Here is a 15412-nt window from a genome sequence, read left to right as displayed (position 1 = left end):
TTACTTCCAAACTTTATTAAAGTGAGTAAAGGCAAGACTTTCCGATGGAAAGCCCATTAGATTATCTTCCAAGTCCACCAAAAAACACTCTTCGTTGCCACCTACTTTTTTTCCTCTGATACCACGACCGATCATTTGAGAGTAAAGAACTAGTGAGCCCGTTGGCCGCGTAATCACAACAGCATTTGTATTAGGTGCATCAAATCCAGTTGTGAGAACACCATAGTTTACTAAAACGGATACGTTTCCATTTTTAAAGTCAGCTATTGCTTGCTCCCTATCGTAAGGTGATGTTTGACCATCTACACACCTCGAAGGGATGTTTTTAAGATTCAATAGTTCATTGAGAAGTCGGGCATGCTTTACACTTACTGCGAATAAGATAATTTGTTTATTTTTCATTTTAAGTGCAGCCACCTCACTTAAAATCAATGCATTCCTTTCTTCATTCTCGCCAAGTTTTTTCAATACTGAATCTGGCAATTCAAGAAAATCAGATACGAAGTTGAGTTCTTTATCAGTAAGCTGCAACTCTATATTTGTAGAAACTCGCTTCCTCACTAACTTCGCTAGAAATTCTTTTTCTTGAAGATACGAAATCGGATCCGCAACTTCCTCACCTTTAGAGTTAACAATGCCAAGCTTATTGTTATCAAAGAAAGAGGCTAACTGGTGCGTTTCTGAATTAATGGAATCGTAGATATCATCTTTAGCTCTCCCAGGTGTCGCTGACAACCCAATTAGCTTTGTCTCATCAGGGTCAAATAAATACTCTATGCAAGCTTTATAAGTAGGGGCTATCGCTTTATGCGCCTCATCCACAACAATAATTGCAGAATTTTGTTTCAAAGATGAGATACTTTTGAAAACTTCATTTTTTTCTGAAGTAATCATTGAGTACAGTTTTTGGAAGCCTGCAACAATGATTTTCCCTGAGGTAGACTCGGCATTATCAGAAAGAGCGTGACTACCCCAAAGTCGAACTATATCTATCTTAGTATCTCCCCTAACACGCCATAATTTTTCAAACGTTTCAAAGGCTTGCTCACAGAGCTCTTCAGAATGAGCAATCCAAATAATGCTTTTGCTTCTATCTGAAAATGATTTCCAAACCTCAATTACACCTTCGATAGAAGTCCTTGTTTTACCTGCGCCAGTAGGCATGTGTATCAGAAGCTTATTAGTTGAACCTGAAATCTCTCTCACGAAATGGTTCTTCAATCTTAATTGATGAGGGTACAAATAAACGGAAGGTTCTACATTTACATGATCTGGCTTTAGGTCTTTCACAGGTGGCAGGTAATGTTCATCTAAACCAAGAACATTGATTAGCCGTTGAGCCAATACCTGAGTCCTTCCCCACTTCATATTCAAAAGACTCAACGCATCCGTCTCGGACAACTTATAACCTGGGTCATAATCACCTGACAGAACATAAGAAAACTCTTCTGGCTTAAGCCTTCTAATTACGGCTAATCGAAGATCTTTGTTTGAAAGAAGCTGTGTTCCATATTTGTTATCTATGAGTTGAATTAGGTTTTTCACAGTAACAGCATTTCCGAGAAGAGCATCGATTGCTTCAACACTTTCATGGCCGTAGATGTTCACCAGCTCAGGCGTAGACATTCCTTTTAGAATTGTGTGAAGCCGACTCATGTATATGAAAACCCCTCTATTGGTAGTAATGCGTTAGTAATCGATCCGAATCTTTTAGTGGTGACGAAACCAAACTGACTAGATGAGCTTCCTTGTTTGCTCACCACATTTACTATCTATCTCATACTATCTGAATAAATCTTGATGGAATGATACTTCTCGAAACTGATTAGAAAATTTCTTTTATTTAAATTAAGCCTTAGTCATAAAACTAACTCAAGTTTACAAGGTTAACAACGTCTACCTAGGTAGACCTGTTATAAACCACATGTTTTACTATTTGTTTTTAAAGATGGAATTTACATGAAGTCATCTAAGGCATTAGGGTCATTAATTGGCTTAGCTGTAGGCGATGCTTTGGGAGCACCTGTAGAATTTTACAAAAGAGGCAGGTTTGATCCACTTACAACCATGAAATCAGGCGGAAAATTCCAAATGCAGCTTGGTGAGTGGACAGACGATACTGCAATGGCTCTATGCCTGGCTGATAGCTTAATTGCCTGCCGTGGATTTGATGCAAAAGATCAAATGGAGCGATACTGGCGCTGGGGGAATGAGGGTTACAACTCTACACGCTCGCGCGCCTTTGGTGTCGGCAAAACAGTAGCTAAAGCCATGTCTAAGTATAAGAAGACTGGAGATCCATACGCAGGTTCTGATGATCCTAAAACCGCTGGTAACGGCTCTATCATGCGTCTTGCTCCCATAGTTCTTTTATATAATTCCGACTACACTCAAACCATTCATTATGCGGCTGAATCATCAAGAACAACACACCAAGCCTTAGAAGCAATTGAATGCTGCAAAATATTAGGTCACATCCTTTTCAGAGCAATAAATGAAGATATCTCTAAAGCTCATTTAATAGATGGATTTTCAGCGACGCACTCAACAAGACCTCTTCATGACTTGTGCAAACGAACCTATATACACAAATCAGATACAGAGATTAAGGGAAGTGGCTATGTTGTTGAGTCAATTGAAGCTGCTCTTTGGGCATTTGAAACAACCGACTGCTTCAAAGAAGCCGTTCTTAAAGCAGCAAACCTAGGTGATGATTCGGACACCACAGCAGCAGTATGTGGTCAAATTGCTGGAGCATACTACGGTTTATCTGGAATCCCTCAAGACTGGTTGGATGTTTTATTTGAATACAAAAGGATAAAACACACTGCAGAACAACTAAAAACTCTTGGCGCCGAACTATGAATCAAGAAATGATGCCATCTAGAGTATTAAAAATGATGCTGGAATTACATCAACGTGGATATGAGTCGCTTTATCTATTCAGCGGGATGTCTCCAAGCGGGATGTATTGGCGTTTTGAGATTGGAATAGCTGATAACGGACAATGGCCTGTCAATTACACAATTACCTCAGGAAGCTGCGATAAATATTCTCTTGGCGCAGACTGGGCAAAAAACTATCAAACCACAGAGGAACTTACGGATAGCTTCATAGATTACTTCGGTGCTGCATTGAAGGATGGTTTTGATAAAAACCCTGATTATGTTGAATGGTTTAAATCAACAGTAAGTACCTTAGAAAAAGATGAGTTACTCGTATTCTATGAGGATAGTGACGAGGCAAAGCACGAGAAACTTTTGCATGATGCACCTGGATACATGAGATATCAGAACAGGGATTTAATATGAATTACATCAAACTGAAAACCTACCAAAGGGAGCATCGTGAGGGATTTCATCAAAACCTTGCCTTAAGAACACACAGAGCTCTCAGCTGGCTGGATCGAGCTGAAAAAGCTGAAGACCAGGACTCAAAATTCATTTATTTTTGGATCTCGTTTAATGCTTGTTACGCTGTTGAGATCGATCAACATTACAGAGAAGCAGAAAAAAGTCAGTTCACTCAGTTTTTTTCAAAAATCTGTACCCTTGATGAAGAAAATATTATTTATGACTGCCTTTGGACTCAATTCAGCAGCAAAGTCAGAGCGCTCCTCGATAACCAGTTTGTTTACCAACCATTCTGGGATTTCCATAATGGAAAAATTGAGGAAGCAACTTGGCAAGAGAGCTTTAGAGCAGCTAAAGCAAAAGCAGGAATAAGTCTCGCGAACCAAGATACCGTCACTGTCTTATCAATAATTTTCAACCGACTGTACACACTTAGAAATCAATTAATGCATGGTGGAGCAACTTGGAACAGTGGAGCTAACAGAGCACAAGTTAAAGATGGTGTTTGTATGCTTGAGACCTTAGTTCCGATAATCATTGATATCATGATGAGACACCCTGATACCCTTTGGGGAGATCCCTATTATCCTGTTGTAGGTGTGTAAACGCATGATCAGTGATGTGATTTATCCAAAACTAGTAGAAGAGATCGTTTCTCAATTTCATTTAGATTTATTGAGTGTTCACGGTCCAGCTCATTGGATGAGAGTGCGAAAGAACGGTCTATTACTAGCTGAATTCACTGGAGCAAACACAAAAGTAATTGAGCTGTTTTCATTGTTTCATGATTCATGTCGTTTTGATGATTGGTCGGACCCAGATCATGGACCACGAGCTGCTGATCTTGCTGACTATTATTTTCATGAAATGAAAATGCTCAACTGTAATGAGGATGAGCTAAATTTATTGAAAACGGCATGCGAGAGTCACACCTATGGTGATTACACTGATGACCCCACGATCGGAACATGCTGGGATGCTGACAGGCTTGACCTTCCTAGAGTTGGGATAATTGTAGATCCAAATCGCCTTTGCACTATTGCAGCTAGAACACCAAAAATTATAGCTGATGCAGAAGCACGTGCGGAATCGTGGTTGCATCGAGTCAAATGGAGGTAAAGATTTGAAAAGCAAAATTCTCGCGGTGCTTACACTTTTTTTAAGCTACCAATCCTTCGCTGATTCACAAAAGTTTCACTCTTGGGAGTTTGTAAATAATGACAATCTCACATCAGCCAGAACATATGATCAAACAGGAATTCTTTTCGGCATTGGTTGCACCAAAGATCAGAACTGTATGCTGTACCTTGAAACCAATGAATGCAACGTAGGTAAACCATATGCTGTTATGGTTAGTTCCACTCACGGGCATACAGTTATCACCTCTGAATGCGTCAAATCAGAACTCGTAAAGAGCAACTTTGTGCTTGAATTGATTGATGCCAATAAGATGTTCAACTTCATGTACCAATCAGCAGACTTTATTGCCGCAATTCCTCATAACGATGGGTCTATATCACTATCTGAATTTGGATTACGTGGTTCAGCTGAAGCAATGAAAGCGTTCGGCGAATATCAAAAACAACAATCAACCGAGTAAGTAACGTAGATGAATAACGTCATTTACATTACAGGTCGTGGTGGAAATGCATTAGAGGGTCTTGGAGCTTATATTGAGAGCCACGCTGACAAATATGTTGGCATCTCTTTAAACCCTCTATTTCTCAAACAGGATTTCCAATTACAAGTAGAGGAAATCAGAGCTACTCTAGTGAAATGTGAGGGGTTTGATGTCGTAGCAAACTCTTACGGAGCATATTTATTACTCCACTCACTAATAGGTTTTGAGGGAAATTTATCATCAATAAAACTTCTCTCGCCTGTCCTTGGAAAAGGCATTTCTAAAACAAAGATGTTTAGCTCTAGACCCCCATCTGTCAAAACATTGATGAATAGCCTCAATGAAGAAACCCTAAAGTGCCCTAAAAGAACATTTATATACATTGGAGATGAGGACATGGGGTACTGTCCAGAACTGACGCAGCTCTATGCCGATTATCTTGGGGAAAGTAACATTTTTGTTTTACAGGGCGAGAAGCACAATTTAAATAAGAAAACTGTAAAGTCCATCCTAGGATATGAGGATTAGAGGTTTTGTTAGACAAACAACCGAACTCAGTTGTCCTACATGTTTTTATGGCAATAGCCATAAGTTTGATCGGAGTGATTGCTCTGAACTTTTTGCCTTCAAACAATGAAGACAAGCTCAACACCCCTATACAGAATAAAGACTCATCAAGCATTAAACCGATCACTAAAGATTTTTATGAAATTCTTAAGTCTGACGAGGTTGTCATCAAAGAAACCAATTATGTATCGACTCCTAAAGACGCTAGGTTAGATCACCCTACCCTTCTTCAAATCTCAGCTTTCGGTGATAAAAAACATGCTACTAGTTTAGCTAACAAGCTAAAGGCAGGAGGTTTAGTTTCTGTAAGAGTAATTACAAGACAAAGCTCAAAAGGTGAGATTCATTTGGTAAGAACCCTGCCTTTTCAAAGATATGATGAGTTAAAGGATGCAATCCAGATTGCTGAGAGTTTCAATCAGCATCCACAAAGAGTTCAAATAAAATAGAGATTAAATGATTACAAAGACACTAAGCGGGGTTGTCATAGCAGTGTGTGCTTGGTTTATATATGAACACACCTATGGCTTGAAGGTTAACAAACATACCTTCAAAGCACCTAACGAATTGAATGAACCAATCCGCATTGCTTTCATTTCAGATTTGCACCTAAAGGATCAAGATTCAGATTTTCATAGGCTCGATCAGATCATTGACGCCACAAAGGAATTCAATCCCGACATAATCCTTCATGGCGGTGATTACACTGGCGAGGATGATAATGGCACTAGATTATTGAAACCCAGAATACTGAAGGGTATTGAACCCCTAACAATCCTTGCTGCCAATTATGGAATTCTTGGCAATCATGAGTGGTGGACAGATACCACTTGGGGTCAGTCATTAACTGAAAATGGTATTGAATTAATCGAAGGAAACTCAAAATCTATTTTCATTAAAGATACAGAAGTTTGTCTACGGGGATTAGGAGATGCTTTCACAGGAAACTATATTCCGTTCGGCTTTCATGATGATTGCGATGGAATTCGTATAACTTTGACCCATGACCCACTGGCCATCCAACAGGATGATGAAAGCGGATTGTATCTGGCGGGTCATACTCACTGTGGTCAATTAAACATTCCATTTATGGACCCAGTCTGGTCTCCAACAAACGCATCGATCGAGTTTTTATGTGGAGTCGGGTTCAACCAGGACAAGGTTTGGCTAGTCTCCTCAGGAGTTGGAACCTCCATAGTACCGTTAAGGTGGGGAGCACCAGCGTCAATTGAACTGATCACCATTAGGTGAACATCAAAGTTTCTTTATTTAATACAATCAACTCTATATACTGTATAAATATCCATACAAGAGTTTATGCATGATTAAAGTGAAACCACAAAGTTACATTGAGTCACTTCGTTCTTACGCGGAACAGTGGACCCCTGAACAGCTACGTGAAGCTATAAGAGACGAGAAAGTCATTATGGCTAGGGAAAGCTTATCCGACGTAGCTAGAGAGCATAGCCAAACAATTCTTGAGCTCTACGAGGAGGTCCTTGAGACAAAAACTGTTGGCAAAGACTTCATGTAAATCTGAGCAGAATCACCTCCTAATATTATTTAAATTATGCGGCTTTTTCTCTTATAGCTAGTTCTACAAGTGCTGCTCTCAAAGATCCATTTTCACAATACTCTTCAAAAGCACCTGGTCGCTCCTCATTCTCGCGAACCATCATTGCTATAAACCTAAGAAGTTCCACTTCAGTGAACTTCGACACGAAGTATTCATTATTTAAAGCGCCTCGCCCTGCTTCCCAACGCCACCAATAGAAGAAATCAACCTGTTTAGTCATTCTTGCGCAGCGAACTTTCAACTCATCCGTTGGCATAGGCTTAAAGTCCATGAGTGATAACGTATCAATACTCTGCATAACTAGATCTGTCATTCTTGTTCTCCAATCCCGCATAAAATTTAGAAAATTTCTGACTAAAGGACTGCGTTCGCTTTAACAGGAACCGCAGTCACAACAAAGCGTTCATCACTACCAGCTGACAAAGCATCAAACGGGTAGCAGGTAACTAAGAAAAGTCCTTCAGGGTTTGTGGCAGGCTTAATGCGAGTGGTTTTTGAATCCACCACATCTGTATTAACAACTTTGAAGCGGTGGACTCCCTGCTCATCCTCAAGAACAAGCTCATCTCCTAAACTAATATGTTTAAGAAATCGAAAATGAGTATCTCGATGTGCTGAGATGATGCGAGCACCACCTTCAACACTTTTTGCTTCCAAGTTTTCACCTGGTGCGAATGCAAGAACGGCTCCCGAGTCGCCTCCCAGGACAATTTGATCTATGTCGAACGCAGGAGCCGAGAATCGAGCAACAGGGTAATGATCTGCCCAAGGCCAGGGTTGTTGAGGCTCACCTGTTCTCTGTGTCACTTCCCAAGCTGCATCTAAGAGCAGCTGAGCAACCTGAGCTTTCGCTGGAATCCAAAGTGCGTCTACTAACAGAACCAAAGCGCCAGCAATCAACCCATATCCTAGACGACGTTTAATGCGAGAATTCATATCAAACCTCCTCTCGCTTAGTCATGACTAAAAATGCTCCAAGGAGTGTTAAAAGCGAGGCAATTATTAATGACAATTCATAACCTGTAGCGCCTTTAGCAAGGTTGATCTCTAAGCCTTTAGGACGCGTTGGTGGAACTGCTTTTGAATTCAATCCATCCTCCAAAGGACGAACTGGTGTTACATCAACAGCGACTAAGCTTGTGTATGGACTAACAAGGTGATGCTCTAGGGCTAATGCCAGTACCTCTTCACGAACTCGTTTACGTTCAACGCCTTTAAACGCTGCACGCTGCCATTGAGCAATCATCTTTCTCGCCCAATCCACGCCAATACCAGCCTGGTGACCAACAGAATCTATAACGGCTGTTTGCTTCCATTCTGTATCACCTAAACGACCCGTAATTAAAATGCGTTTTACGCCTCGATCCATTTTCATAGCGACTGTTAATGGTTCGCCTGCATAGAGATCTGGAATAACACTAGGTGTGATATCTGAAACCCCGTAGCCCATTACTTTGATGTTGGTTAACGCTGGTTTAGAGATCTTTTCAAACAGAGCTTTCATTGCCTGCTCTGCATAGTTGAGATCAGCAATATAGGTATAGGTGCCTCGACCAACGCGGGCTGACTCTTCCATAAAGTAAGTGTTCGGTGCGCTGCCAATACCAACTGTGAAAAATCGGCGAGTTCCTAATTCTCTGTTTATTTTGGAGAACAGCTGTGCTTCGTTCGAGACACTGCCATCTGTAATAAAGATAACCTGCTGTAAACGGTCAGACTCTCCAGGCATGTTAAGTGCCATATCAATAGCAGGTTCCATTTCAGTCCCGTCGCGCGCTTCCAGATTACGAATAAACTTACGAGCGTTACTTAATGAGTAGCCATAAGCTTCCTGTGGACGGGCAAACAGTGAGTAACTGTTTGTGTTGAACTCAATGATATTAAAAGTGTCACTTTTATTTAGACCATTCACTCCTGCCATCAAAGCATCTCGAGCAGCAACAATAGACTGTCCTGACATTGATCCAGATGTATCAATCACAAATATCACTTCACGTGGTGGTACTTCCCATCCATCTACAGTTGGAGGGACAAGAGTCAAAAGACCGAAGTCGCCCTTTGAAGTTGATTCACTGAAGAACGAAGCAGTTGGCTTAACTGATTCAATAGGTTTCCAGCGAAGAACAAAGTCCTGGTCTGCTCGGACATCCTGATCCACTAATGAAACGACTTGAGTTCCATCAGGCTTAGATTTAACTGAAACATTGTGATGAAGGCTCTGAAGCTCAGAAAGCTGGAAGCCTGGTTTAAGCACTACATCAATACTCGTTGAATTGTCAGGAGTATTGTCAGCTTCCTCTAATTGAATTGCTTGCGGACGTTCGTTTGGAAGTAATGACCAACCATCATTCAATTGCACAGTAGAAGTTACTTCAAACTTAGCAGGAGTATTTACTGTATAACGTGGCGTAATTGTTAGAGGAAAACGGATGGAAAACTCGCCATCACGCCATTCAATACTCTGCTGATATTCCAATGTAATTGTTACATACCCTTGTGGAGGGATATTAGCGACGGATGTACTGAAAATATTTGGGCGATCCTGCTCAACAAGTGCAGTTTGTTTTCCTTCACTTTTAGCTTTCTCGTAGGTGGCTTTAGCCTCTTCCCGTTCTTTTATCTGACCTTCGATGATACGGTCCCCCACCGTCATCTTCATTTGGTCTACCGCAGCGTCGTGCGGCAAAGGGAAGAGGTAAAGCGCTTCCATCCAGGAGGCAGCTGGATTCTTAAAGTGCTGGACGATCGTTGTTCTAGCGATCTGACCAGTCACTTCTGAATGAATTTCAGAGTTAAGAAGTGGTATATCCTCCAGTTCTCCTTGTTCATTTCTCGAGATTAAAGTCCCGCGTGTGATATCTTTTAAAGATACAGGCTCAGCAGATGCAAACGCCTGAAATGAATAAACCAACGCCATGATTGCGAACATTCGTGGTTTGTAGATTCTGTTAATTAGTGAACTCATTTCACTTTCCTCAGCTTTTGTTAAGTGAGGTTAGGATCTACTACTGATATGTGTGAAGTTTGAAGTGAATGTGAAGTTTCAAACTTTTTTAAGTTTATTTAGGGGATTTAACTTGCACGTTTTACTTGTTGAGGATGAACCTGCCATCGCAGAAACTGTTGTCTATTCGCTTCAGTCGGAGAACATCGAATGCGAATGGGTATCGACAGGGCAAGCAGCATTAGATTCCATTCAAAGAAATATTCCTGCTCTTATTTTGCTTGATATTGGTTTACCAGATCGTAATGGTTTTGATCTTTTTCGAGGCATTCGAGAGATCTCTAATACATCTATCGTTTTCCTAACTTCACGACATTCAGAGATTGATCAGGTTCTTGGTCTTGAACTCGGAGCTGATGACTACATCACAAAACCTTTTAGTCCAAGAGTGCTTTCCGCAAAGGTGAGAGCCCTATTAAGAAGAGTAGAGAACACAGAAAAAGTCACACCAAAATCAACGTCACTATTTACTCATGATAAAGATTCTTCTCGAATCAGAGTAAAGGGTCAGACGCTAGACCTAAGCCGATATGAATACGGTGTTCTGGCGCTATTAATGAGTCACCCTGAGCGTATTTACTCCAGAGAGCAATTGATGGATATCGTATGGCAAAGACCCGAAGAGAGCTACGATAGAACGATAGACACCCATATAAAAACCATTCGTCAAAAGATCAAAAACGTGGATAGCTCACTAAACCCAATCAAGACGCGACGTGGCTTGGGATACTGCTTTGAGGTTCCGAAACAATGAAGATACGTACTCGTTTATTAGCCGTTTTTGTAGCGTTTATATTCACGTCTTTACTAGGCTATGTTTACCTGATCGAGGGTGAGATTCGACCAAGATATCTCGAAGCCACTGAGGAAGCGCTTGTCGACTTTTCTGAAATGTTTGCAGCGATTATCAGTGAAAGCGCAGTTACAAGCGACGATAAAGGCAATATTGTCATTGATCCACAGATGATAGAAAGAGCCTTTGATGCACTTCCAAACCGCAAACTTGATGCGCTTATCTATGATTTAGAAAAGACTCAAGTCGATACACGAGTCTACGTCACAGATGTAAAGGGAATAGTGATATTTGATTCCGACAACAGTCGAGACGTTGGTGAGGACTACTCCCAATGGATAGACGTTAACAGAACCCTCAGTGGTGAATATGGTGCAAGAGCGACATGGGGAGATCCAATTTATCCAGATGGAGATACGCTTTTCATAGCCCGCCCTATTCTTTCAAAAGGCGATATCATCGGAGTTATCTCTATAGGAAAGCCAACACGTAATGTCGATCAATTCATCGATAATTTAAGTCAAAACTTATGGTTTACTGGTATTGCTCTCGCCATATTTCTTGCTTACATAGGTTTCACACTTAACCTGTGGATCACTAAACCACTAGATGAAATTCAACAATACGCTCTTGCAGTAAGTAGAGGTGAAAAAGCAGCTCCACCTCAAACAGGTGATAACGAAGTTGGAGATGTAGTTAAGTCATTAGAATCAATGCGCTCAGCTTTAGACGGCAAAACTTACATTGAAGAGTATGTTCAGACGCTAACTCATGAATTAAAAGCACCTGTTGCTGGCATTAGAGGAGCTTCTGAGCTTCTAAAAGAGGACCTACCTCATGAGGCTCGTAATCGCTTTCTAAATAACATAGTTAGCCAAACTGAACGCATACAAGGTCTCATTGAACGTCTTCTTGATCTAGCTGAGTTGGAGAACGCAAACGCATTAAACACAGTCGAAAAGATCAGTCTCGATGAAGTAATTAATAACGTTTTAGAAAGCCTATCATCCTATGCCAAAGTGCATCAGGTATCTGTTACTACGAATAAACATGACCTCTCGATTAAGGGAGACTCTTTCCTCATAGAGCAAGCTTTAAGCAATCTAGTAAAGAATGCGATCGAGCACGCCGACGCAGACACTGAAGTTAACGTATGGGTATCAAAACATGACAGCGAAGTAGATATCTCTGTTTCAAACATTGGTTCAGTCATTCCCGATTATGCTCTTCCCAAGTTATTTGATCGTTTCTTCTCTCTTCCAAACAAAGATGGACAGAAAGGGACAGGAATAGGTCTAAGCTTTGTGAAAGAGATCGTTGAACTTCATGAAGGGAAAATTGCAGTTAACTCCAACTCAGAAAGCACGACTTTCACAATAATTATTTAGGTCTATTTATGTCAAAGAACACAGCACTAGCTTACCTCTTAGTTGAAACTGCTCGTCAAAGCTTCAACTTAAATGCAGGACACAAACTACTAGCTCCTGAGTGGGATGAAGTCTGCAACAACCCTGAAGTACAAAAGATGATTAATACGTCTATTAGAAAGCCATCTGGGCTTTTTGGTAGCAGCAAGTCTAGTGATCCTACCCCTGAGGATTATGAGGAGCTAAGAAAAGAAATAAGACCTAGATTGGCCAACTTTGAACGAAGAGATGAAATTAGAGCCCTTTTTCATGAGTATGAAGCAGAAACACTTATGTACCCAGGAGATTGGGAAATAATGTCTGAAGGCTTTGAAGAACTTGTCATAGAACGGCTAGAACAAGACTTTAATGAACATGGTTTCTAAATGAGAGCTTTATTACTAATTTTCTGTGTTTCACTTAGTACATTATTACAAGCCGATGAGTCGAGTTGCCTTCCAAGCAACTGGGATGGTTACTGGACAGGTAGCATAAAGAGCTGTTTCTTAGATGACATTTCTAACAAACAAAAAACGATTCAACGAATTGCACCGTCTTACTTCGATGTAAACAAGTTGTTCAGTAATACGAAGGCTAATTGCAACAGAATAATCAGAGAACTTGAAGTACAAAACGAGATAGCAGAAGAAGGATATTACTCTTGCCTTCAAAGCAGTTATGACCATGTATTAAGCAAGTTAACTGTGAGCGGCAAACCATCACAACTTGTTGAAATGTATGATTGGAGTCATATCGATGACTGCAGTGTCACATACCTCAAATCAACTGACAGCAGCACATATTTAGATATTCTAAATAGACACTTAGATTGGGGTGCTAGAGACTTACCTAAAACCGTAATCAATGGCGATTGTCATTTCAAAGTCAGTAATACGGACTCAGTCATTCTTTACGAGGGCAATGACACTTGGCTTAGCGGGAAATATTTCTTTTACATAAAGCAGCGCGAAGGCGCTGATATCAACGTAAGCGCTCAACCAAACCCTACCTACTCACATGCACAGTGGAACGTAACAGATTCGGCCAAATTAACTTCAATGAGCAATTCAAAGAGTTGTTTTGAATCTGAGCAGATCCAAATTTGTATCACTTACAAGTAGAAAGTCTATTATGTCATGCTCTCCACAGAGAGCATGACATCAACACCTAAAACCCCAAATCTAAGTTCGCATGTTCAGTTACTTTAGGACGTTTTAAGGGAACACATTCAGAACACATTTTCAAAAGCTCACACTTATCATTCTCTAAGAGATCTTCGACAATTGATGCAAGGTGAAGGCCAATGGCACTGTAGGAACTGATGTCCACAAACCTCTGAAAGGATCGATCGAGTTCGTTTAAAATCTTACTCTCCTTCATTAAAGAAAATGGACTTTTTTCTTTTGTTTCCAAATAAGGAACCTCTTGTTTGACTACTCTGGACACCTTCAAAATTCGAAACGTTTGATTACTGGAAAGCTGATCAAAAAATTCCTCTGGAACAGGATTAGACACAGCTAGATTAGTCTTCAATGCATAGTGCTCAACCAAATCTGAAAACATCGCTGGACTCATGTCGTTTGAGTAAACTTTCCTATCACTCAATAATTTATACATGAGTTTCCAATACCTTGAATTACTGTCACCTAGTAACTCTATAGGGAGTATTTTTTTAGGCGCTAACTGGTACTTTTGGGATAGCAGTTCAAACGCACTAAGAAATCTTTCCCTGTGAGCAAGAGGTGTTAAGCTCTCTGCTACAGGCAAGGACTCAACTAGCTCGAGAGCGCGAGATGTAGCAAATCTCAGTAGTGCATCTTGAACAGGGCTATATTGCGTATATCTGAGCTTTGCTAGTTGTTCTGAGCCAGATAACTCTTCGCTCTTAGCAGCATATGCTTTCTGAAATAAATGAAGTAACGCAGAAGCCATTACAACTTCTTCATCGTTTATCTCATTGATTATTTCATAAGCTTGGATCACTTCATCTTCTGTGAAAAGATTGTTTAAACTACCATCGAAGCGATATTCGGCTTTACCTATTCTATATAAGCTTGGCCTCTGAGTTAGATTTAATTTAATATTTTTCATTTTCGGATACCTCTTTTTATTATTATTAATCCGTAATACAAAAATATAATTTTAAAGAAACAAAATCAACAACGAATTTTTGTAAAAATTCATGACAAATTTTAAAAATAAAAAGGAGGCTTCCGCCTCCCTTTTAAATCAAGCCAACATAAAATCAACAACTTCTGAAGTTTTCATACCACCTATAAACATTTTCTTAATATTTCGAATTAGATAAGGCGTTTCAAAATCACAAACCACGTAATTATAATTTAACCACTCCATCAGTTCATCAATATGATAATCAAGATTATTTACTTCCGAGCCATCTAAATGAAAATCTAAGGTATCATTCTTAGGTAAATAGGCTGCGCTTATTGTTTTAGTAGAGAACGGTGAAATGTGAGAAGCTACTCTCAAGTCATAAAAAGGATTCAACCCCTCATCGATGCACAAAAAGTTTCTGATCGTATCTCTTTGACTGGGCAGCAAAGAATCTGGCTCCTGAAGAACAGCAAATAGATCATCTCTCATATCCGCAATTAAGTTATAGCTTGCCTGCAAGGCTTCAGGAGTATAACGAGCAGCATTTACAAGCCAGACGTGAATCGAAACGAAATACTCTAACTGCTGTAGACGTTCATCACTAGCTAGCAAATGCGCCAACGAGACCAAGTTGTTTCTAATTGATGAAACTACACCGTTTCTAGCTCTAGACTCTCTGATGTTTGATCTAGCGTCTTGTAAAGCCACATTTGAACGCGTATACCCTATTGCATGATCTAACCTGCCGACATGAAAATGTTTACGTTTGAATTTTCGATTCTTATAAGGTCGGTGAAGAATCATTGAGACAAGATCAATCACATCAAGCTCTACCAACTCTTTGCTGTACTTCATGAAATTATCGAATCCTACATCCCTCACAGCCTGCTTCTTAGAGGAAGCAAACACCCTTTGAAACTCGAGCGGATTAGTTTCTGACAAAACTCTCAAGCCTTGGCTCCATGCGTTTTGCTGTT

General features: G+C 40.3%; 19 protein-coding genes. 13 read left to right on the top strand and 6 right to left on the bottom strand.

Annotated elements, in window-relative coordinates:
* Positions 1–1608, bottom strand: a complete 1608-nt coding sequence (locus XMG48_RS11750; protein ID WP_217363853.1) for a DEAD/DEAH box helicase family protein — start codon at positions 1606–1608, stop codon at positions 1–3.
* Between the two features lie 351 nt (positions 1609–1959).
* Here XMG48_RS11750 and XMG48_RS11745 point away from each other — a divergent pair, with 351 nt between their 5' ends.
* The 9 genes from XMG48_RS11745 to XMG48_RS11705 all read left to right on the top strand — a co-directional run bounded on the left by XMG48_RS11745 (position 1960) and on the right by XMG48_RS11705 (position 7075).
* Positions 1960–2865, top strand: a complete 906-nt coding sequence (locus XMG48_RS11745; protein WP_173482267.1) for an ADP-ribosylglycohydrolase family protein — start codon at positions 1960–1962, stop codon at positions 2863–2865.
* A complete protein-coding gene (locus XMG48_RS11740) occupies positions 2862–3311 on the top strand; it encodes a hypothetical protein (protein ID WP_173482266.1) in 450 nt (149 codons plus the stop codon). The genes XMG48_RS11745 and XMG48_RS11740 overlap by 4 nt, the downstream gene beginning before the upstream one ends.
* Positions 3308–3958 (top strand): HEPN domain-containing protein, encoded by a 651-nt coding sequence (locus XMG48_RS11735; RefSeq protein ID WP_173482265.1) that lies wholly within the window; start codon positions 3308–3310, stop codon positions 3956–3958. The genes XMG48_RS11740 and XMG48_RS11735 overlap by 4 nt, the downstream gene beginning before the upstream one ends.
* A gap of 4 nt (positions 3959–3962) precedes the next feature.
* A complete protein-coding gene (locus tag XMG48_RS11730; RefSeq protein WP_173482264.1) occupies positions 3963–4472 on the top strand; it encodes a hypothetical protein in 510 nt (169 codons plus the stop codon).
* Between the two features lie 4 nt (positions 4473–4476).
* Entirely contained in the window at positions 4477–4953 is a 477-nt protein-coding gene (locus XMG48_RS11725; protein WP_173482263.1) for a hypothetical protein, read from the top strand.
* 9 nt (positions 4954–4962) lie between these two features.
* Complete coding sequence (locus tag XMG48_RS11720; RefSeq protein ID WP_173482262.1) at positions 4963–5502, top strand: hypothetical protein; 540 nt, start codon at positions 4963–4965, stop codon at positions 5500–5502.
* 5 nt (positions 5503–5507) lie between these two features.
* The gene (locus tag XMG48_RS11715; RefSeq protein WP_173482261.1) at positions 5508–5990 is read left to right on the top strand and encodes an SPOR domain-containing protein; all 483 of its coding nucleotides are present in this window, start codon (positions 5508–5510) and stop codon (positions 5988–5990) included.
* 7 nt (positions 5991–5997) lie between these two features.
* On the top strand, positions 5998–6792 hold the full coding sequence (locus XMG48_RS11710; RefSeq protein WP_173482260.1) for a metallophosphoesterase: 795 nt from the start codon (positions 5998–6000) through the stop codon (positions 6790–6792).
* A 70-nt stretch (positions 6793–6862) separates the two neighbouring features.
* Positions 6863–7075 carry a hypothetical protein gene (locus XMG48_RS11705; RefSeq protein WP_173482259.1) on the top strand — a complete coding sequence of 71 codons (213 nt, stop codon included), beginning with the start codon at positions 6863–6865 and terminating at the stop codon, positions 7073–7075.
* A 34-nt stretch (positions 7076–7109) separates the two neighbouring features.
* On the opposite strand, the gene XMG48_RS11700 is transcribed toward XMG48_RS11705, so the two are convergent.
* The 3 genes from XMG48_RS11700 to XMG48_RS11690 are packed head-to-tail and all read right to left on the bottom strand — an operon-like array spanning position 7110 to position 10082.
* Positions 7110–7430 (bottom strand): hypothetical protein, encoded by a 321-nt coding sequence (locus XMG48_RS11700; protein ID WP_173482258.1) that lies wholly within the window; start codon positions 7428–7430, stop codon positions 7110–7112.
* Between the two features lie 41 nt (positions 7431–7471).
* Entirely contained in the window at positions 7472–8053 is a 582-nt protein-coding gene (locus tag XMG48_RS11695) for a class GN sortase (RefSeq protein ID WP_173482257.1), read from the bottom strand.
* Position 8054: 1 nt separating this feature from the next.
* The gene (locus tag XMG48_RS11690; protein WP_173482256.1) at positions 8055–10082 is read right to left on the bottom strand and encodes a marine proteobacterial sortase target protein; all 2028 of its coding nucleotides are present in this window, start codon (positions 10080–10082) and stop codon (positions 8055–8057) included.
* 52 nt (positions 10083–10134) lie between these two features.
* On the opposite strand from XMG48_RS11690, the gene creB reads away from it, so the two are divergent.
* From creB to XMG48_RS11670, 4 genes are read left to right on the top strand one after another with little or no spacing between them, the layout of a single operon-like run.
* Positions 10135–10875, top strand: coding sequence for a two-component system response regulator CreB (gene creB / locus XMG48_RS11685; RefSeq protein WP_217363852.1), 741 nt, complete (start codon positions 10135–10137; stop codon positions 10873–10875).
* Positions 10872–12302 (top strand): two-component system sensor histidine kinase CreC, encoded by a 1431-nt coding sequence (gene creC, locus XMG48_RS11680; RefSeq protein WP_173482255.1) that lies wholly within the window; start codon positions 10872–10874, stop codon positions 12300–12302. Before creB ends, creC begins: the two co-directional genes overlap by 4 nt.
* Positions 12303–12310: 8 nt before the next feature.
* A complete protein-coding gene (locus tag XMG48_RS11675) occupies positions 12311–12706 on the top strand; it encodes a hypothetical protein (RefSeq protein ID WP_173482254.1) in 396 nt (131 codons plus the stop codon).
* Positions 12707–13441, top strand: coding sequence for a hypothetical protein (locus XMG48_RS11670; RefSeq protein WP_173482253.1), 735 nt, complete (start codon positions 12707–12709; stop codon positions 13439–13441).
* Between the two features lie 46 nt (positions 13442–13487).
* On the opposite strand, the gene XMG48_RS11665 is transcribed toward XMG48_RS11670, so the two are convergent.
* Together XMG48_RS11665 and XMG48_RS11660 are read right to left on the bottom strand one after the other, a co-directional pair.
* On the bottom strand, positions 13488–14411 hold the full coding sequence (locus XMG48_RS11665) for a hypothetical protein (protein ID WP_173482252.1): 924 nt from the start codon (positions 14409–14411) through the stop codon (positions 13488–13490).
* Between the two features lie 138 nt (positions 14412–14549).
* Positions 14550–15412, bottom strand: an 863-nt coding sequence (locus tag XMG48_RS11660) for a hypothetical protein (RefSeq protein ID WP_217363851.1), incomplete at its 5' end; no start/stop codon positions are given.

Source organism: Marinobacterium sp. xm-g-48 (assembly GCF_013282925.1).
Classification (GTDB): Bacteria; Pseudomonadota; Gammaproteobacteria; order Pseudomonadales; family Balneatricaceae; genus Marinobacterium_E.
Note: the sequence above shows the minus strand (reverse complement) of the source record. Positions and strands in the feature narration are given on the sequence as shown.